The sequence below is a fragment of the Bacteroides sp. An322 genome (genome assembly GCF_002161765.1).
Taxonomy (GTDB): Bacteria; Bacteroidota; Bacteroidia; order Bacteroidales; family Bacteroidaceae; genus Phocaeicola; species Phocaeicola merdavium.
Map to the genome: position 1 here is coordinate 19,970 of NZ_NFIN01000016.1, position 17,434 is coordinate 37,403.

Below are 17,434 nucleotides of genomic sequence, written 5' to 3' on the forward strand. Positions count from 1 at the left end.
GGCAAAGCACACAGAGATTAATGTTTCCTTATGCGTACTTTGCTTTCTCTAAACAATAGATTTTGCGCTTTTGCGTCTTTGCGTTCAATCAATCATAAGTCTCTAAACAATTCGCCCACCGTGGGATGCGGGAATACATACCTCCGGAAAGCGTCTAACGTCGCTCCGTCTTCTACTAACATACCGCCCAACACAATAAGTTCGGAAGCCGGATTGCCCAACAAATGCACGCCCAATACCTTATTATCGGCATCCGCCAATACTTTCATCCACCCGTTCTCGCCTTCATTCTCGGCTACAAAACGCCCGGAATAGGTCATCGGGAACTTGATTGCCCGGTATGCGATGCCTTCTTTTTGCAGGGCTTCTTCGGTCTTCCCTACCGATGCCACTTCGGGATGCGTGTAGACCACACCCGGTATGGCGCGATAGCTCATCCGCTCTGCCTTGCCCAAGATAGCCCCTACGGCGATTTCGGCTTCCCGTACCGCCGTATGCGCCAAAAGGGAAACTCCGTTCAGGTCTCCGCACGCATAAACATTCGGAACCGAGGTGCGGAGTTGCCCGTCCACCTTGATGCAATGCCTTTCGGTATATTCCAAGCCTAAGTTTTCCAGCCCGAAACCTTCCGTCACCGGACGCCGGCCTACGCTTAAAAGCAATTTTTCTGCCGCTACACAAGCTTCCTCGCCCTCCGACTCGTAACATACGTAAATGCCCGAATCGTCTTGCTTCAACTGGGTCACCTTCGCTCCCAACTTGAAGACAACGCCCCGTTTGGCGTATTCAGCCCGAAGCAACGAAGCGATTTCCCGGTCGATGCCGTTCAGTATCTCGTCCATCATCTCGATAACGGTCACTTTCACGCCCAAATCGCAGAAGAACGAAGCGAACTCCATGCCGATAACGCCTCCTCCCACAATCACCAGCGATTGGGGAAGCGCCTTATTATCAAGTGCTTCGCGGTGCGTCCAATACGCCACTTTATCAATGCCCGGAATAGGTGGGATAACCGTCTGGCTTCCCGTGCAAAGTATCAGGTGTTCACACTCATACGTCTCTTCTCCGCAACGCACGGTATTCTTGTCTACGATAGATGCCTCTCCGTTCACCAACGTGACATGTGCCGCGTTCAGCTTCGCCTTGATGCCTAGCACTAACTTACGCACGACCTTCGCCTTGCGTGCTATCATCTTCGGCAAATCGCAAGTAATTGCATCGGCACTTACATTATACTTGCGTGCGTTCATGCATATATATGAAAGCTTCGATGCATATAGGAGCGTTTTCGTGGGGATGCATCCTTCATTGAGGCACACACCGCCTACGTTATTCTTTTCAAACAAGACCACGCTCAATCCCGCCTTGCCGGCAAGTTCGGCGGCGGTATATCCGGCTGGTCCTCCGCCGATAATCGCTACTTGGTATTTCATGGTGTTTTTCTATATCAGGTTACTTTATTCTTCCGCATATTCCATCATCGGGTTCGCTTCTTTCATGCTGGCAATGAAAGCCTTCCGGTCTTTCGGGTCGAGAGTGACATGCCCCTTGGTATGGCGCAACACGATTTGTTGGCTCTTCCACGCCTTTTTGCGGTAAATCAGTTTCGATATGCCATGGAAACGCGCCACGCCCGTAAATCCCCGGCGGATCCATACATCCCCGTTGTCTCTGATTTGGATACGGGTCAGCATTTGGTCTAATGTCAACCCCAACGGACCCAGCAATCCGAACAACCCCCAATAATTTTCTCTGTCCAAGCAAATCCAGACTATCGCCAATGCTAATACCACGATGAGGGTAATCCACTGGTACGAGATTTTCCGGACTCTAAATGATTTTGCCATAACGTTTGTATTTTATTCCACATTCGGTTTATTATCCACATTCATCTTCTTTTGTATCCATGCCTTAAAATCTTCGGCACGCCGGGGAGAGATTTGCACGGTGCGCTCCTTGCCTCCTTTCCGGTACACGATTTCAATCCGTTCCGCCGATAATGCCGGAGCAATGGAAAACGATTTCACCCGTTTCATGCTTACAATCGAACTGACCTCGATTTCGATATTCGGAACGAAGCGTCCGCTTTCTATCCGCAATCTTCCGTCCGCCGTGATGATATAGCACGTATGAATCAGCATTTCAATCTCGAAAACCATTGCCACGGCTATCAGAATCATAAGAACCGTGTAATGGAACCAAAAGAAATCGAAGAGCAAAAAGGCGGTAATGACCATGATTAACCCATACCACCAGCCTACTTCCGAATGAAATGTCCTGTTCATTTATCTTATTCTTTTTATTATTTCTCGGTGAAGATAGTAAATAATTTAGAGAAAACGGCAAGTTTCGATGAAAAAAGAAGAAAAGGGACATACGAGGGTGGAAGTTTTTTTGTAGTTTTGCATCCGACATATACGTTTTATCTATGATAAGGAAATTTGATTTTCTCGTTATCGGTTCAGGAATTGCCGGAATGAGTTTCGCGCTCAAGGTGGCGCATAAAGGTTCGGTCGCATTGATTTGCAAAGCCGGACTGGAGGAAGCGAATACGTATTTTGCACAAGGAGGAATCGCTTCCGTGACCAATCTGAAGGTGGACAATTTCGAAAAACACATTCATGATACCATGGTTGCGGGTGACTGGATAAGCGACCGTGCCGCCGTAGAAAAAGTGGTGCGCAATGCTCCCGCACAAATCGAACAATTAATCCAATGGGGTGTGAACTTCGATAAAAAAGAGGACGGAGAGTTTGACTTGCACCGCGAAGGCGGTCACTCGGAGTTCCGCATCCTGCATCATAAAGACAATACCGGTGCTGAAATTCAAACCAGCCTGATTGAAGAAGTGAAACGTCACCCGAATATCACCGTCTTCACCAATTTTTATGCCGTAGAGATTATCACCCAACACCATTTGGGCATCATCGTTACCCGCCATACGCCGGGCATTAAATGCTATGGCGCATACGTGTTGAATGAAGCCACGGGCGAAGTAGATACCTTCCTTTCGAAGGTTACGGTAATGGCTACAGGCGGATGTGAAGCGGTTTACCGCCATACGACAAACCCGTTAGTAGCAACCGGAGACGGCATCGCTATGGTCTATCGTGCCAAAGGCATCGTAAAGGATATGGAATTCATCCAATTCCACCCGACCGCCTTATACCATCCGGGCGACCGCCCCAGCTTCTTGATTACGGAAGCCATGCGAGGCTATGGAGGCGTGTTGCGTAATCTGTCAGGAGAAGAATTCATGCAAAAATACGACCCACGCTTGTCTTTGGCTCCGCGCGACATCGTAGCCCGTGCCATCGATAGCGAAATGAAGCAACGGGGAGAAGACCATGTGTACCTTGACGTGACCCACAAAGACCCCGAAGAAACCAAGAAACATTTCCCGAACATCTACAAGAAATGCCTGAGCTTAGGAATCGATATCACCAAAGATTACATCCCTGTAGCCCCAGCCGCCCATTACTTGTGCGGAGGTATCAAGGTAGACCTTGACGGGCAATCGAGCATCAAACGCCTCTATGCCTTGGGCGAATGTTCTTGCACCGGCTTGCACGGAGGCAACCGTTTGGCTTCCAACTCGTTGATAGAAGCTATTGTATATGCCGACTCTGCCGCTAAGCACGCTTTGAGTGTACTCGACCGATACGATTTCAACGAAGATATCCCCGAATGGAATGCGGAAGGCACCATGAACAATGAAGAGCGCATCTTGATTACGCAAAGCATGAAAGAGGTGAATCAGATAATGGAATCCTACGTAGGAATCGTACGGAGCAACCTCCGCTTAGTACGTGCATGGAACCGTCTGGATATCTTATACGAAGAGACTGAACGCTTGTTTAAGCGCGTGAAAGCTTCCCGTGAGATATGCGAACTGCGCAACATGATTAATGTAGGCTATCTGATAACCCGCCAAGCTATGGAACGGAAAGAAAGCCGGGGCTTGCATTTCACCATCGACTATCCGCATGCGCAACGAAGCGAAACCGAATGAGAAAACATTAAATAGGAATAAAAAAATATTGCTTTTAGATTCTATCAGCCAACACATACGGCTGCATCGGCTTATGAAGCTATATGCGTAAGCTGATGCAGCCGTATGTGTTTGCGTTAGGAGTTGGCTGATGTTTTGCTTTGATTTGCCTCTTCTCGGAAAGCGGCTTCTTCCGCTTCGGCGATGATGCGCTCTGTATCATCGTAGCGTTCGGTGATGATTTCTTCCCGAATGTCTATCGTTTCATTTTCAATGCTTTCCGTTACGCTGGGAGAATCTTCCGTATATACCGGGTCTGTCTCTTTTTCGCGTTCGGCTTTTGACGTAAAGATGGCATCAATGAATTGAGGGTCCGACTTGATTTTTCTTAATGTCTCGTGTGCGGCTTCTTGTTGTGATTCTTTTTTTGAATAGCCTTTTCCTGTTCCGGCAGGGACATTCTCCACGAGTATTTGCGTATTGAAAATCGGATTCAGTTCATCATCAAGCGATTGGTTGACCAAATTGAATTCTATTTGGAATTTGTTCTTTTGGCTCCATTCAATGAGCTTCGACTTGAAGTTGACTTCCTTGCGTGAGATTTTATCAATGTCAAGGTATTGGTTGATGATGCGTTCTTCCATGAACTTCTTGCATGCCCGATAGCCTCTGTCCAGATAGAGTGCGCCAATCAGGGCTTCAAACGCATTGCCGCCCATATAGCTGTTGTGTGAAGATTGGCGTGTGGTGAATTTCACTAATTTGTCCAATCCGATTTGACCGGCTATATGGTTTAAGGTTTCCCGTTGTACGATTTTAGAACGTGTATTGGTTAAGAATCCTTCGCGTTTGCCTTCGAACCGTTTGTACACAATATCGGCTACTACGGCGTCTAAAATTGCATCGCCAAGAAATTCCAGACGTTCATTGTTCAGCAAGCGTCCTTTTTCGTTCTTGATAGAAGACGACTTGTGGAGCAATGCCTGCTTATAAATGTTGATGTTACGCGGATAGAATCCGGTCATTCGATAAAAACAAAGATAAGGCTCCTTGTCCTTGCGGAAAAGGAGTCTTATCTTATCTATAGTATTGCTAAACACAGTTTATTCGGTGTATTTTTTTACGATTACACATGCATTGTGTCCGCCGAATCCGAATGTATTGCTCAATGCGGCACGAACGGTACGTTGTTGTGCCTTATTGAAAGTAAAGTTCAGGCTATAGTCGATTTCTTCGTCATTATCGCCTTCTTCGTGATTGATAGTGGGCGGTACAATGTCATTCTTTACAGACAATACACAAGCGATGGCTTCTACGCCTCCCGTCGCACCTAACAGGTGTCCGGTCATAGACTTGGTAGAACTGATATTCAGTTTATAGGCGTGTTCTCCGAAGAGTTCCTTGATAGCCTTTACTTCCGAGATATCGCCTACCGGAGTAGAAGTTCCGTGTACGTTGATATAGTCGATGTCTTCCGGGTTCATGCCAGCGTCTTCCAATGCGTTATGCATCACCAATTTAGCTCCCAAGCCGTCGGGATGAGAAGCCGTCAAGTGATAAGCGTCGGCAGAAGCGCCTACGCCTGCAAGTTCGGCATAAATCTTTGCGCCACGTGCTTTGGCGTGTTCCAATTCTTCCAAAATCAAGCATCCGGCTCCTTCACCCATTACGAAACCGTCGCGGCTTCCGCTGAACGGACGAGATGCGTGTTGCGGGTCATCATTGCGGGTAGAGAGGGCATGCATGGCATTGAATCCTCCTACACCAGCGGGGAAGATAGCGGCTTCGGCACCACCGGTAACGATGACATTGGCTTTGCCTAAACGGATATAATTGAACGCGTCTGCAATGGCATTCGAAGAAGAAGCACATGCAGAAGTCGTGGTAAAGTTAGGTCCGTGGAAACCGTACATGATTGAAATCTGTCCGGAAGCGATGTCGGCAATCATTTTAGGAATGAAGAACGGGTTGAATTTCGGGCCAATCGTGTCTTTGGTCTTCTCGTATCCTGCCACTTCTTCTTCGAACGTATGTATACCTCCGATACCTACGCCTAAGATGACTCCGATTTTGTTCAAGTCTTCTTTTTCTGTGTCAAGACCGGCATCTGTTACCGCTTCTTTGGCTGCTACTACCGCATATTGGGTATACAAGTCCATCTTGCGTGCCTCTTTGCGGTCGATGAAGTCAGTCGCATTGAAGTTTTTCACTTCACAAGCGAATTGAGTCTTGAACTTCGATGCATCAAAATGAGTAATAGGTCCTGCTCCGCTTACTCCGTTTACCAGGTTTTCCCAAAATTCGGGAACTGTATTACCTACCGGAGTAACCGCACCAAGACCTGTTACTACTACTCTTTTTAATTCCATATACAGAATTACTTATTTTGCGTTAGCCTCGATGTAAGAGATAGCGTCGCCTACAGTCTGGATTTTTTCTGCCTGGTCGTCAGGAATAGAAATACCGAATTCTTTTTCGAATTCCATGATCAGTTCTACAGTATCCAAAGAGTCTGCACCCAAATCGTTAGTGAAGCTAGCAGCCGGAGTAACTTCTGATTCTTCTACACCCAATTTATCAACGATAATTTTCTGTACTTTTGATGCGATTTCAGACATAATTTTGTTGTTTTAAGTTTATAAATAGAATAATTTTGTTTAAATTTCGGTGCAAAGGAATAAATATTTCTCGTTCTATACAAATATTCGGGCAAATAAATGTTGTTTCTTTGCACATTTTTATATATTGTGTGCACGAAAAAGGACAAAAATATGAAAAATATCGCAATTTTGGCATCGGGTGAAGGTACGAATGCCGAACGGATTATCCGTTATTTTGAAGAGAAAGAAGAAGTTAATGTAGCGGTGGTTATTGCATCTCGTGCTTCCGCGGGAGTGATTAAGCGGGTTGAACATTTGCATGTCCCTTGCAGGGTAGTTACTTCTGCCGGGTTTGCATCGGGAGAGGCTTTGCAGGTTTTGCAGGAATACAAGACAGATTTTGTTGTATTGGCTGGTTTTTTGTTGCGCATTCCTGATGCTATTTTACATGCTTATCCGAAACGCATGGTAAATATACATCCGTCTTTGCTCCCGAAGTTCGGAGGGAAAGGCATGTATGGCATTCATGTACATGAAGCGGTTTTAAAAGCAGGCGAGGAGGAAAGCGGCATTACTATTCAATATATTAATGAAAAGTATGACGAAGGGGATTACATCTTCCAAGCCCGATGCCCGGTATTGCCTGATGATACGCCCGAAACTTTGGCTGAACGTGTGCATCAGTTGGAGTATCAATATTATCCGGAGGTTATAGAAAAATTGGTTTTATGCTTGAAATAGAAATGTTTAATACGAAAGATTTTTCTATGTGATACAAATGCATTATTTTTGCATTATGAGCAATTTAAGAAACCCTTAAAGTTAATTGATAAAAAGACAACTTCAAACTTATGAAATGTTTGCATGTAATAACCCCCGTGAAAGACTCTATTGATTCGACGCTTGAAACGGTACAGGCGATTATGAATTCGAAAACGGATGTTCCTTTCACCTATACTATATATAATGATTTCAGTACTCCAGAGAATACGCTTCGCCTGAAGAAGGCGGCAGAAACATACGGGTTCGAACTGGTGAATCTGGAAGACCTTACTTCTCATCCTTCACCCAATTATCTGTTGGTGTTGCAGATGGCTCAAGAACGGGCTATTAAGGCAGATGCCGGTTTGTTGATTGTAGAATCGGATGTTGTTGTGAAGCCAGATACTTTGCAAGGACTGTTTGACGGGGCTTCCGGGCGTCCCGATTGCGGTATTGCGGCATCGGTCACGGTAGATGAAGCGGGGGAAATCAATTTCCCTTACTTGTATGCCAAAGGCAGGCAGGAGGGTGTCTTTGCCGAGAAAAAGCGGATGAGTTTTTGTTGTTCCTTGCTTTGTCCCGATTTCTTGCGGAAGTTTGATTTTCATCAGTTAGATACAAGCAAGAACTGGTTTGATGTGACCATTTCGCATCAGGCTCTGAAAGAAGGGTTTACCAATTATCTTTTCACTTCGCTTCCTGTTATCCACCGCCCTCATGGAAGCCGCCCTTGGAAAAAGTTGAAATATACCAATCCGCTGAAATATTATTGGTTGAAATATACAAAAGGGTGGGATAAGATTTGAAGTTAAGTGCGTAGCCCGTTTCATATAGGTGCGGCTCCGGTTTCAGCTATATGGATTGGCGTATGAAGTTAGTTAAAGAAATCAAGGTATGAGTTTGTTCAACCATCGGACGTTGGTACTTCATCCGGATTTTGCCGGACTGGAGGATTTTATGATAAGCCTTCCCCTTCGTTTTGAACGGGATGAGGGAACCGTTATCCATAATGGGCGCAACCAGTTGAGACGGATTACCTATCAGGGTGTGGATTATGTGGTGAAGTCTTTCCGCCGCCCGAATCTGATAAACCGGTTTGTTTATGGCGTTTTCCGCCCCTCGAAGGCAAAACGCTCTTACGACCATGCCCTTTTGTTTCAGGCGATAGGAGTGGGTACTCCCCAGCCTGTGGGATATATGAATATCCGGAAAGGGTTGCTTTTCGACCGGAGTTATTACGTGACTCTAGCTTCTTCCTGTTCGCATCGGTATGAGGAACTTTTCCACCGGCATTTTGATTACGAGGACGAAGTGCTCCGTGCCGTAGGGCATGTGACGGCTCTTTTGCATGAGCACGGATATGCCCACAAAGACTACGGACGTGCCAATATCCTCTTCGAGAAAACGCCTGAAGGAATCAAGATAGATATAGTCGACCTGAACCGTTTAGGCATCGGTCCGCTGGATATGAAAGCCGGATGTAAGAATTTGGAACGTTTGCCTGCCACGCCCGCCATGCATCGGATTATTGCCGAGGCGTATGCCAAAGACCGTGGATTCGATGCCGAGGCATGTTTCAGGCTAATGGTGGCGTTTCGGAGCACCCAGCCGGGTAAGGAAGAAAAAGAAATAGAAGCATTGAAGAATTACAAGGTAAAGCCATGAAAATCATAGCCGTAGTAGTTACATACAACCGCTTGGAGTTATTAAAGCGCAACATTTCTTTCCTGAAGCAAAATAAACCGCTTTCAGCAATTGTGGTGGTCAATAACGGGAGCACCGACGGTACTTCCGAATGGTTGGCTTCGCAAGATTCGCTCACGGTAGTGAATCAGGCGAATGTAGGCGGTTCGGGTGGCTTTTATACAGGTATCCGAAAGGCTTGCGAACTGGATGCCGACTGGATATGGTGTATGGACGATGATGTATTTCCCCGTCCCGATTGCCTGGAAAACCTGTTGCGGTATGCCGATGATAAGGAAGTAGGGATGCTTGCGCCTCGCCGGCTGATGGAAGGGAAAATCTATACCAATGATTTCCAAGGGCTTGACCTTACTCATCCTTTCGCTTCACTTTACAAAGGAAAATTATCGAAAATGCAGGTCGATGCGCCCATTGAGATTTGCGGTACGGCTTTCGAAGGTCCTTTTATCCGTAGGGAAGTGGTGGAGAAAATCGGTCTGCCTACGAAAGAACTTTTCATCTTTTGCGATGATACCGATTATTGCATCCGCACCGTGCAGGCGGGGTATAAGATTCTATATATCCCTGATGCCTTGATGGATAAAGAAAAGTTTTTTTCGAAAGATACGTGGGCGGAGCGCAACAAGAAAAAGAAATGGAAACGCTTCTATCAAGTGCGTAATTCCGCATACTTGAACCACCGCTACGGGAAGAATTGGGCGGTGAAATACCTGCGTGGCTTCAATGGCGTAATAGGCTATATCCTGATAGCCCTGTTCACATGCCCGTTTAGTGATGCGTACCAATGGAGCGACATCGCCAAATTCTGGAAAGCTTATCGCGACGGGGTGGGCGAGCGGTTAGGAATAATAAAATAAGCATACCATATATGAGACTGATAAAGGTTACGGGAGGTTTAGGAAACCAGATGTTCATCTATGCCTGCTATTTGCAGATGAAAAAGCGTTTTCCTCATGTGCGTCTTGATTTGACGGACATGATGCATTATCATGCGCATTACGGATACGAGATGCATCGGGTATTCGGTTTGCCTCGGGTGGAGTTCTGCATGAACCAGACCCTGAAGAAGATTATCGAGTTCTTGTTTTTCAAGACCATTTTAGAGCGGAAGCAGCATGGGTCGCTCCTTCCTTATACGAAACGTTACTTGTGGCCATTGGTTTATTTCAAAGGCTTTTACCAGTCCGAGAAATACTTTGCCGATATCAAGGAAGAGGTGCGCCGGGCTTTTACGTTCGATTTGAGCCAAGCCAATGCGCAAAGCATCCGTATGCGGGCACAGATTGACCAAGATGAACATGCCGTATCCTTGCATGTTCGCCGGGGCGATTATGTGCAGCCGAAGTTTTGGGACACCATAGGCTCCGTATGTCAGTTGCCGTATTATCGGAATGCGTTGCGCGAAATGGAGAAACGTGTAGGGCATCTGCATTATTATGTCTTTTCGGATGATTTGGAATGGGTAAAGGCGAATTTCGATTTGCCCGATGCGGTGTATATTGATTGGAACAAGGGCGAGGACAGTTGGCAGGACATGATGTTGATGAGCCGGTGCCGGCATCACGTTATTTGTAATAGCACCTTCAGTTGGTGGGGGGCATGGTTGAATCCGCGTAAGGAGAAGATTGTCATAGCTCCCGAACGCTGGACACGCGATGCGGATAGCCGGGAGATTGTTCCTGCAGAATGGATTCGGGTACCTGTAAAATAAGGAGGCGGGTTATGAGTATGTATATGATGAAGAAACTGGGTTATGCGTTGGTGGAAATCTTCAAGACTTTCCGCCGCACTTCTTCTCCGTGTCTTATCATGACGCTTTTGGTGAAAAACGAAGAAGGGATGTTGGAAGAAAACCTGCGCTTCCATAAAGCGATGGGGGTAGACGGGTTTATCATTACCGATAACAACTCTACCGACCGCACGCCAGAGATTATTGAGAAATACCGCCAAATGGGCTGGGTGAAGGAAGTGATACGGGAAACCGCCACCGATTACGAGCAAAAGGCGTGGGTGGACCGTATGATCTGGATCGCCAAGACCCGGTACGGTGCCGACTGGATCATCAATGCCGATGCCGATGAGTTGTGGTATGCGCCTTCGGGAAACCTGAAGGAGGAATTGAGCCATACCCGTGCCAACGTATTGGATTGCGAGATGCGGAGCCTTTATCCCGAAGAAGATAAGCCTTTCTGGCAATGGGATATGGCGGTGAAATACGTGCCCGATTTGGAACGCTACGGGCTTTCGCTCTATTCCCTTTTCGAGCGTCAGAACAAGAAAGTGATTCACCGTGCCGCCGGATACGTGCAGATTTCCATGGGAAACCATAAAGTGACCATGTTCCCTCAGCGTTCGGAAAATACCGATATACGCGTGTACCATTATAATATACGGGGCAAGCAGCAATTCTTAGAAAAGATGATAAACGGGGGCAAGCAATTGGAACAACATAAAGGACGGCACGGAGGCCGCCATTGGCGGTATTTCTATCGCCTGTATAAAGAAGGGAAATTGGAGGAAGAATACGACCGTGTTATCGGCACCCACGTGTTCGATCGCCTGAAGGCGGACGGATATGTGTATGAGGATGATACGATTTGCAGGTTTTTCAAGGAAAAGATGCAATGAACAAGCATGTTTATCTGATTATCGCCCATAACGAGCCGGAAGTGTTGCGAACGCTTTTGGCTATGTTGGATGATGTGCGGAACGATATTTTCGTACATATCGACCGGCGTGCTCGTTCCGTGTACGAATCCATTAAGGATTATAAAGCGGAACATAGTACATTGGTTTTCTTGGAACATCCGATAGCGGTCTATTGGGGGGATATATCGCAGGTGCAGGTAGAATATATGCTTTTCGAGCGTGCTTTTTCTCAAGGTCCGTATGCCTATTATCATTTATTGTCGGGCGTGGATTTGCCCATCAAGTCGCAAGACTATATCCACGCTTTCTTTCAGAAAAACCAAGGAAAGGAGTTCGTCGGCTTTTGGACGGATGCGGCTCATCGGCGCGACTTGCATCGGAAAGTGTATCGATATTATCTCTTTACCCGTTATTTCAAGGGAGGCAATGCGTTGGTGCATAGCGTATGTGCCTTATCCCGGAATCTCTTTTTGGCATTACAAAAAGTGATCCGTTACAAGCGGAATCAAGGAAATATCGTTTTCCAGAAAGGCTTTAATTGGGTAAGCATTACACAAGCCTTTTGTACTTATTTGTTATCTCAAAAAGAAAATGTGTTTCGTACATTCCGCTATACTTTATGTCCGGATGAAATCTTCATCCAGACCGTATTGTGGAATTCCTCTTTTCGGGAACATATATACAATAAGGAGAATGCCCTTATCGGTTCCATGCGTTACATTGATTGGGAACGGGGCAATCCGTATGTCTGGCAAGAGAAAGATACAGATGAATTGCTTTCTTCTCCTTATTTGTTTGCAAGGAAGTTTGCAAGTATTAATGGGAATGTGATAAACCTAATAAAATGAATGCTTATGATTGATGTTGTTTGTAATATAGATGATAAGTATACAGAATATTGTGGAGTAACTTTGTCAAGTCTTTTTGCATCTACTCCGGAGGAACGCTTTCGTATACATATTATTTGCCATAATTTGAGTGATAGAAGTAAGGATAGGTTGACGAATTTCTGTGCTCAACATGGTAATTCAATTTGTTTTTACGAGGTGTCGGATGACATGATAAAAGGTTTCCCGATAGGTAATCATAAGTATATAAGTGTAGCCACTTATTTGCGTTTGTTTATGTCAGATTTGCTTCCTGATGATGTTGATAAAGTGTTGTATTTGGATTGTGATATCATGGTAATTCATTCTATTAAGGAGTTATGGAACATAGATGTATCGGATGTGGCATTGGCAGGAGTGGAAGATCAAGAAGAATTAGTCGAAAAAGCTCCTATGAGATTAGGTTATCCCCAACAATATGGATATGTTAATGCAGGTGTCTTATTGGTTAATTTGAAATATTGGAGAGAAAAGCATTTGACTGAGTGTGGCAAGAAGTTTATTATGGAAAATCGAACCCGGCTTTTGTTTCATGACCAGGATGTGTTGAATGCCTTGTTTTATAATAACAAAAAGTTGATCTCTATGCGTTGGAATTTAATGGATTTCTTTTTGATGAAAAACTATGTTTCACCTGTGCATAGAAAAGATGAATACCAAGAGGCATTAAAGAATCCTGTTATTATTCATTTTACGGGTGCAAAGAAGCCATGGATGCATAGATGTAGCCATCCTTTTCAGGATAGCTATATCCGTTTTGCCTATCGAGAAGGGTGGAAAATTATGAGCACTAGAGAATATGTTCATTATATTCTGCGTAAATGGTTATATTGCGTGATACGCAAAAAAACTAAAATGTTGACTTTGAGTGCTGTTGTCAAATAAATATTATTTGTTGCAGATATATTCTATTTGCTGGATTAATCGTTGCATGATTAAATCCCAATTATAGTTTTGTTGTACGTATGAAATGCCTTTTCCTTCCATATTTTTCCTTAATGTGTCATTAAAATCCAAGGCATGAAGTTGTTCAATGAAATCTTTGCTATTGTAAAAGAGGGTAATGGCGTGTCCGCTCTTTTCTTCATGCTCTTTCATTACATTGCATTTTCCGTTTACCATCATTACTTTACCTAAACTTAATGCTTCTAATAGAATAAGCGATAAACTTTCATATTTGGAAGGATTTAAGACTATTTTAGCATGTTGAATGATAGTCGTTTTTTCATTATCACTCACAAAACCGGTATAGATAAAGTCCGGATGTTGCATCGCGTTGAAATATTTGCTTCCTACCAATACTAATTTTAATTTAGATTCCTGATATTTCTTTTTGTAAGCAAGAAAATCTTTGAAAATATTGTCCAATTTGCCTGCATCGATTCTCCCTACATACAATAAATATTCCTCGGGTAGTTGGTATTTCGTGCGTGTCTCCTCCCAATCCGCCATAGGGGCAATATCAATTCCAACGCTGATGATGCCATGAGGAGACATTTTCGGACCGAAAATGTGTTCAGCCAGTTTCATTTCTGTTTCCATATTGAAACCGATGTAAGCGACTTTGATGAAAATTTCGGTCAGTATCGGACGGAAAGCGTTTTTGTTTTCATGCATGGTGGGTATGACTAATGTCTTTTCCGGAGCATAAAGGGCGGTATAGTAAGTTTCCGGATAGTCAATAGTCAGCGGGATGAATACATCGTATTCGTCTTTATGTGATTGGATATATGCAAATAAGGCAGACGAATAGAATTTATTTTTTCGGAACAGACGCAATTCATCTTTTTTGAGTAGCGTCCATACAGGTATAAGGGAAGCGATGAATTTTAATGATGAAATCTTGTATAATCCCATTCGAATGTTTCGGATAATCCTTGCATTGCTAAATGGAGATTTGCGTTTGATATGGAGTGGGTCTGTTTTAAATCGGCGTACTGTCACACCGTTAATCATTTCTTTGCCTTCTGCATAGTCTTTTTGTGCATTACAAACACAAGTGGTTAAGACTTCTACTTGATAATAAGGTACAAGTCTTTCTGCCAACATGCGGCAATGCAATTCAGCTCCTCCGTTTATCTCTTTGCCATATCTTACTACTACAAACGCTATTTTTTTCATTCTTGAATGATTTCATATTGATATAGATACAAAAATAGTAAAATTTGGATAGATAAAATCTTTTCTCATTGATTTATTGTTATAGAACAGCAAAGTCACTCATTAATACTTGCATTTAGCTGAGTATATTGATAAAAGTAATGCAAGTTTATGATGTTCTTCTAAGAAGGTGTATCAAAATGAAAGTGTTTTATATTTTGATACACCCTCGTTGTACTTAATGATAAAGGCAAGGAAATTGAATATGCCATTGCCTTATAATGAATAATTGTATCTTGTTACTTTCTCCCTGTCTTTTTCCTCCGTCAAGATATAAGGCAGTGATTTCAGATGCCAATGCAATTTGAAATACAGATAGTCTTTCAATTTGGACGAGTGGAATAGTTTGTGGTATTCTTTTGAAACCAATTTCTTGACCCGTTCGTTTTTTATATGCCTTATTTTGCGGGCTTCTTTCCCATGTCTTAGCTTGCGTTTGCTATAGCTGATAGAAGGAAGATTTTTTTCAATGTATAGGATGACTTTAAAATCTTCGATAGCACTTTGTCCGCTGCTTTGTCCTTTAGCTGTTTGGGAAGTATGTTGGCGGAAATAATTCAGATTCTGATAAATCTGAACGACTTGCCCTTGTATTGCCATGAGTGTCCAGAACAGCCAGTCTCCACAATAACGGAATTTGGTCCATTCTTTGTTCTGAAGCTTTAAGGCATACGCCCTGTTAAATACAATGCCGCTGGCGTTGCGGGTTTCGTTTTGCCAATATAATACACATTCGGCAAATTTTTTCCCGTTAAAGCATTTGGCATCGGGATGGTTTGTTTCTTTTTGCCATGGATAGACACATTCGTCTATTGTATTGCCTTCTGCATCAATATAGACGCTTCCTACATTGCAGACCGCAACGTTTTTGTACATTTCTATGTAATGCATACATGTTTCTAAGAAGGTCGGTTCGCATAAATCATCCGCTTCCGCTATCCAAATCCATTTGCCTTGTGCCAGGGAAATGCCTTTTATCCATTGTAGGAAAGGGCTTCCGCTATTCTTTTCGTTCACAAGGATGTGTGAAACGTGAGGATTGTCTTTATACTTTTCCAATATCTCTACACTATTATCGGTAGAAGCATCATCCAATAAAATCAGTTCAAAATCCGTATAAGTCTGGTTTAATATGGACGCGATACGCAGGTCGAGGTAACGGGCGTAGTTGTAATTGGGAACAATGACGCTGATGTATGGGGCTTTATTCATATTACAAATACATTTTGTGCTTTATTATAGATAAAATGGATAATAATGTGTTTTACTGCATGTCGTTAACACTTATTAATCTTTAAGCTAGGTATTCGCCCGTGATTTGTCTATATACATTCATCCTTTTTTCTAACATACGTTCGGGTTGATACAGTGCTTTTAATCTTTCAGAAGCGTTTGCAGATAACTTTTTTTGTAGGTCTGTGTTTTGCGAAAGGCGGATGATTGCATCTGCGAAAGCTTCGGGAGAATCTGCTATCAGGCATTCTTCTTCGTTGCGTAAATCAATGCCTTCGATTCCTTTGGTGGTTGTAATGATAGGGACTTGTGCGGTAACGGCATCGAGTGCCTTCATTCTCATTCCGCTTCCGATACGTATAGGGATGAGGGCGATGCTTCCGCTGATGTGAGCGGCTAAATCAGGAATGAACCCAGTCATTCTTATCTCCTCAAAAGCTTCTGCTGCTTTTATATCATAGCTGTTCCATGAACCGATGATGTCTAAGGTAAAACGGAATCCTTTTTTGTGTAAAATAGGTATAATTTCGGAAATGAACCATTGCATTGCATCGTTATTAGGATAATGGTCCCCGCTTCCGATAAATGTTAGCCGGTTTGATGTTGCGGGTTGAAACGGATGCTCCTTTATCGGTTGTATTACGGCTGGAGACGAAAAGATACTTTTATTTTCTCCTATAAACTGTTCTAAAATGTATTTATCTGTATCGGTCAATGCTATGATGTGCTTATATTGTTGCAATGCAGCACGTTCATAATCTTTAGCTACTTGGAAAATCATTTTTTCACGTTCCGTCAGATTATGGAACAGATTCATTTCATTTTCGTTCCGTATGTATCTTATTTCATGATGCACGAAAACGGATTCTACATCTTGGGGAAGGATATATCCTAATGAGATAAGTTCATAAAACTCTACTTGGATGATGTCGAATCCTTGTCTTGATATGTTTGCCACATAGTCCAAATACTGGCTGGGGAATGCAGGGAAAACCGATTGGAATAGCACAGCCTTTTCCCGTACAGGGTCTTTTTTCAGTTTGTTTAACCGACGTCGCATTTTTCGGGTGACGCTGGCTTTTATCTTTTCTAATAGGGAAAAATAAAATGATTTTTGAATAGGTTCTTTATTTTCTTGGAATACAAAGAAAGTAACATTATCCCATATTTTTTTAAGTGCTTCAATATGGTTCTGTTCTTTAGTTGTACGGGGATAGAGCAGGACAGATACAGACATTCTTTTCCGGATGTATTCTACCATATTAAAAAAAGCCTGATTGCCACCCGAATTCAAGGGGTAAGGAATGTAAGGGATAATGAATAATATTTTCTTCATTTGATTGGTAATTTGTTTTTATGCAATAAATGACAGATTTTGGTTTTACTGCATGGTATGATAATGTTTTGAGCATATTCCGGGCAAATTCAACCGCCGTTGAAATAACCGC

At 43.5% G+C, this 17,434-nt stretch carries 18 protein-coding genes; 9 read left to right on the forward strand and 9 right to left on the reverse strand.

Annotated features, from left to right (window positions below; genetic code table 11):
* Nucleotides 1-92: 92 nt before the first annotated feature.
* The 3 genes from lpdA to B5F91_RS09520 are packed head-to-tail and all read right to left on the reverse strand — an operon-like array spanning nt 93 to nt 2,285.
* Complete coding sequence (gene lpdA, locus B5F91_RS09510; RefSeq protein WP_087428858.1) at nt 93-1,433, reverse strand: dihydrolipoyl dehydrogenase; 1,341 nt, start codon at nt 1,431-1,433, stop codon at nt 93-95.
* 24 nt (nt 1,434-1,457) lie between these two features.
* Nucleotides 1,458-1,847 carry a hypothetical protein gene (locus B5F91_RS09515; protein WP_144025098.1) on the reverse strand — a complete coding sequence of 130 codons (390 nt, stop codon included), beginning with the start codon at nt 1,845-1,847 and terminating at the stop codon, nt 1,458-1,460.
* Nucleotides 1,848-1,859: 12 nt separating this feature from the next.
* On the reverse strand, nt 1,860-2,285 hold the full coding sequence (locus B5F91_RS09520) for a PH domain-containing protein (protein WP_087428860.1): 426 nt from the start codon (nt 2,283-2,285) through the stop codon (nt 1,860-1,862).
* A gap of 143 nt (nt 2,286-2,428) precedes the next feature.
* Between B5F91_RS09520 and nadB the strand changes: the two genes are divergently transcribed.
* On the forward strand, nt 2,429-4,012 hold the full coding sequence (nadB, locus tag B5F91_RS09525; RefSeq protein ID WP_087428861.1) for an L-aspartate oxidase: 1,584 nt from the start codon (nt 2,429-2,431) through the stop codon (nt 4,010-4,012).
* Nucleotides 4,013-4,128: 116 nt separating this feature from the next.
* Here the strand turns inward: nadB and rnc are convergent, their stop codons facing one another.
* Genes rnc through B5F91_RS09540 form a run of 3 tightly spaced genes read right to left on the reverse strand, consistent with a single transcriptional unit; the run spans nt 4,129 to nt 6,609 of the window.
* Complete coding sequence (gene rnc / locus B5F91_RS09530; RefSeq protein WP_087428862.1) at nt 4,129-5,091, reverse strand: ribonuclease III; 963 nt, start codon at nt 5,089-5,091, stop codon at nt 4,129-4,131.
* A 3-nt stretch (nt 5,092-5,094) separates the two neighbouring features.
* Nucleotides 5,095-6,360 (reverse strand): beta-ketoacyl-ACP synthase II, encoded by a 1,266-nt coding sequence (gene fabF, locus B5F91_RS09535; protein ID WP_087428863.1) that lies wholly within the window; start codon nt 6,358-6,360, stop codon nt 5,095-5,097.
* A gap of 12 nt (nt 6,361-6,372) precedes the next feature.
* Nucleotides 6,373-6,609, reverse strand: coding sequence for an acyl carrier protein (locus B5F91_RS09540; RefSeq protein WP_007567505.1), 237 nt, complete (start codon nt 6,607-6,609; stop codon nt 6,373-6,375).
* A gap of 153 nt (nt 6,610-6,762) precedes the next feature.
* On the opposite strand from B5F91_RS09540, the gene purN reads away from it, so the two are divergent.
* The 8 genes from purN to B5F91_RS09580 all read left to right on the forward strand — a co-directional run bounded on the left by purN (nt 6,763) and on the right by B5F91_RS09580 (nt 13,478).
* Nucleotides 6,763-7,332 carry a phosphoribosylglycinamide formyltransferase gene (gene purN, locus B5F91_RS09545; protein ID WP_087428901.1) on the forward strand — a complete coding sequence of 190 codons (570 nt, stop codon included), beginning with the start codon at nt 6,763-6,765 and terminating at the stop codon, nt 7,330-7,332.
* A gap of 110 nt (nt 7,333-7,442) precedes the next feature.
* Complete coding sequence (locus B5F91_RS09550; RefSeq protein WP_087428864.1) at nt 7,443-8,159, forward strand: family 2 glycosyl transferase; 717 nt, start codon at nt 7,443-7,445, stop codon at nt 8,157-8,159.
* An 88-nt stretch (nt 8,160-8,247) separates the two neighbouring features.
* The gene (locus B5F91_RS09555; protein WP_087428865.1) at nt 8,248-9,018 is read left to right on the forward strand and encodes a lipopolysaccharide kinase InaA family protein; all 771 of its coding nucleotides are present in this window, start codon (nt 8,248-8,250) and stop codon (nt 9,016-9,018) included.
* Entirely contained in the window at nt 9,015-9,914 is a 900-nt protein-coding gene (locus tag B5F91_RS09560; RefSeq protein WP_087428866.1) for a glycosyltransferase family 2 protein, read from the forward strand. Before B5F91_RS09555 ends, B5F91_RS09560 begins: the two co-directional genes overlap by 4 nt.
* 11 nt (nt 9,915-9,925) lie before the next feature.
* Nucleotides 9,926-10,768: an alpha-1,2-fucosyltransferase gene (locus B5F91_RS09565; protein ID WP_087428867.1), complete on the forward strand. Its 843-nt coding sequence runs from the start codon at nt 9,926-9,928 to the stop codon at nt 10,766-10,768.
* A gap of 11 nt (nt 10,769-10,779) precedes the next feature.
* Entirely contained in the window at nt 10,780-11,685 is a 906-nt protein-coding gene (locus tag B5F91_RS09570) for a glycosyltransferase family 2 protein (protein WP_204244677.1), read from the forward strand.
* Nucleotides 11,682-12,554, forward strand: coding sequence for a beta-1,6-N-acetylglucosaminyltransferase (locus B5F91_RS09575; RefSeq protein WP_087428868.1), 873 nt, complete (start codon nt 11,682-11,684; stop codon nt 12,552-12,554). The genes B5F91_RS09570 and B5F91_RS09575 overlap by 4 nt, the downstream gene beginning before the upstream one ends.
* A gap of 6 nt (nt 12,555-12,560) precedes the next feature.
* Entirely contained in the window at nt 12,561-13,478 is a 918-nt protein-coding gene (locus tag B5F91_RS09580; RefSeq protein ID WP_087428903.1) for a glycosyltransferase family 8 protein, read from the forward strand.
* A gap of 3 nt (nt 13,479-13,481) precedes the next feature.
* Here the strand turns inward: B5F91_RS09580 and B5F91_RS09585 are convergent, their stop codons facing one another.
* The 3 genes from B5F91_RS09585 to B5F91_RS09595 all read right to left on the reverse strand — a co-directional run bounded on the left by B5F91_RS09585 (nt 13,482) and on the right by B5F91_RS09595 (nt 17,322).
* The gene (locus B5F91_RS09585; RefSeq protein WP_087428869.1) at nt 13,482-14,714 is read right to left on the reverse strand and encodes a glycosyltransferase; all 1,233 of its coding nucleotides are present in this window, start codon (nt 14,712-14,714) and stop codon (nt 13,482-13,484) included.
* Nucleotides 14,715-14,969: 255 nt separating this feature from the next.
* Nucleotides 14,970-15,965 (reverse strand): glycosyltransferase family 2 protein, encoded by a 996-nt coding sequence (locus B5F91_RS09590; protein ID WP_087428870.1) that lies wholly within the window; start codon nt 15,963-15,965, stop codon nt 14,970-14,972.
* Between the two features lie 82 nt (nt 15,966-16,047).
* A complete protein-coding gene (locus B5F91_RS09595; RefSeq protein WP_087428871.1) occupies nt 16,048-17,322 on the reverse strand; it encodes a glycosyltransferase in 1,275 nt (424 codons plus the stop codon).
* Nucleotides 17,323-17,434: the final 112 nt, after the last annotated feature.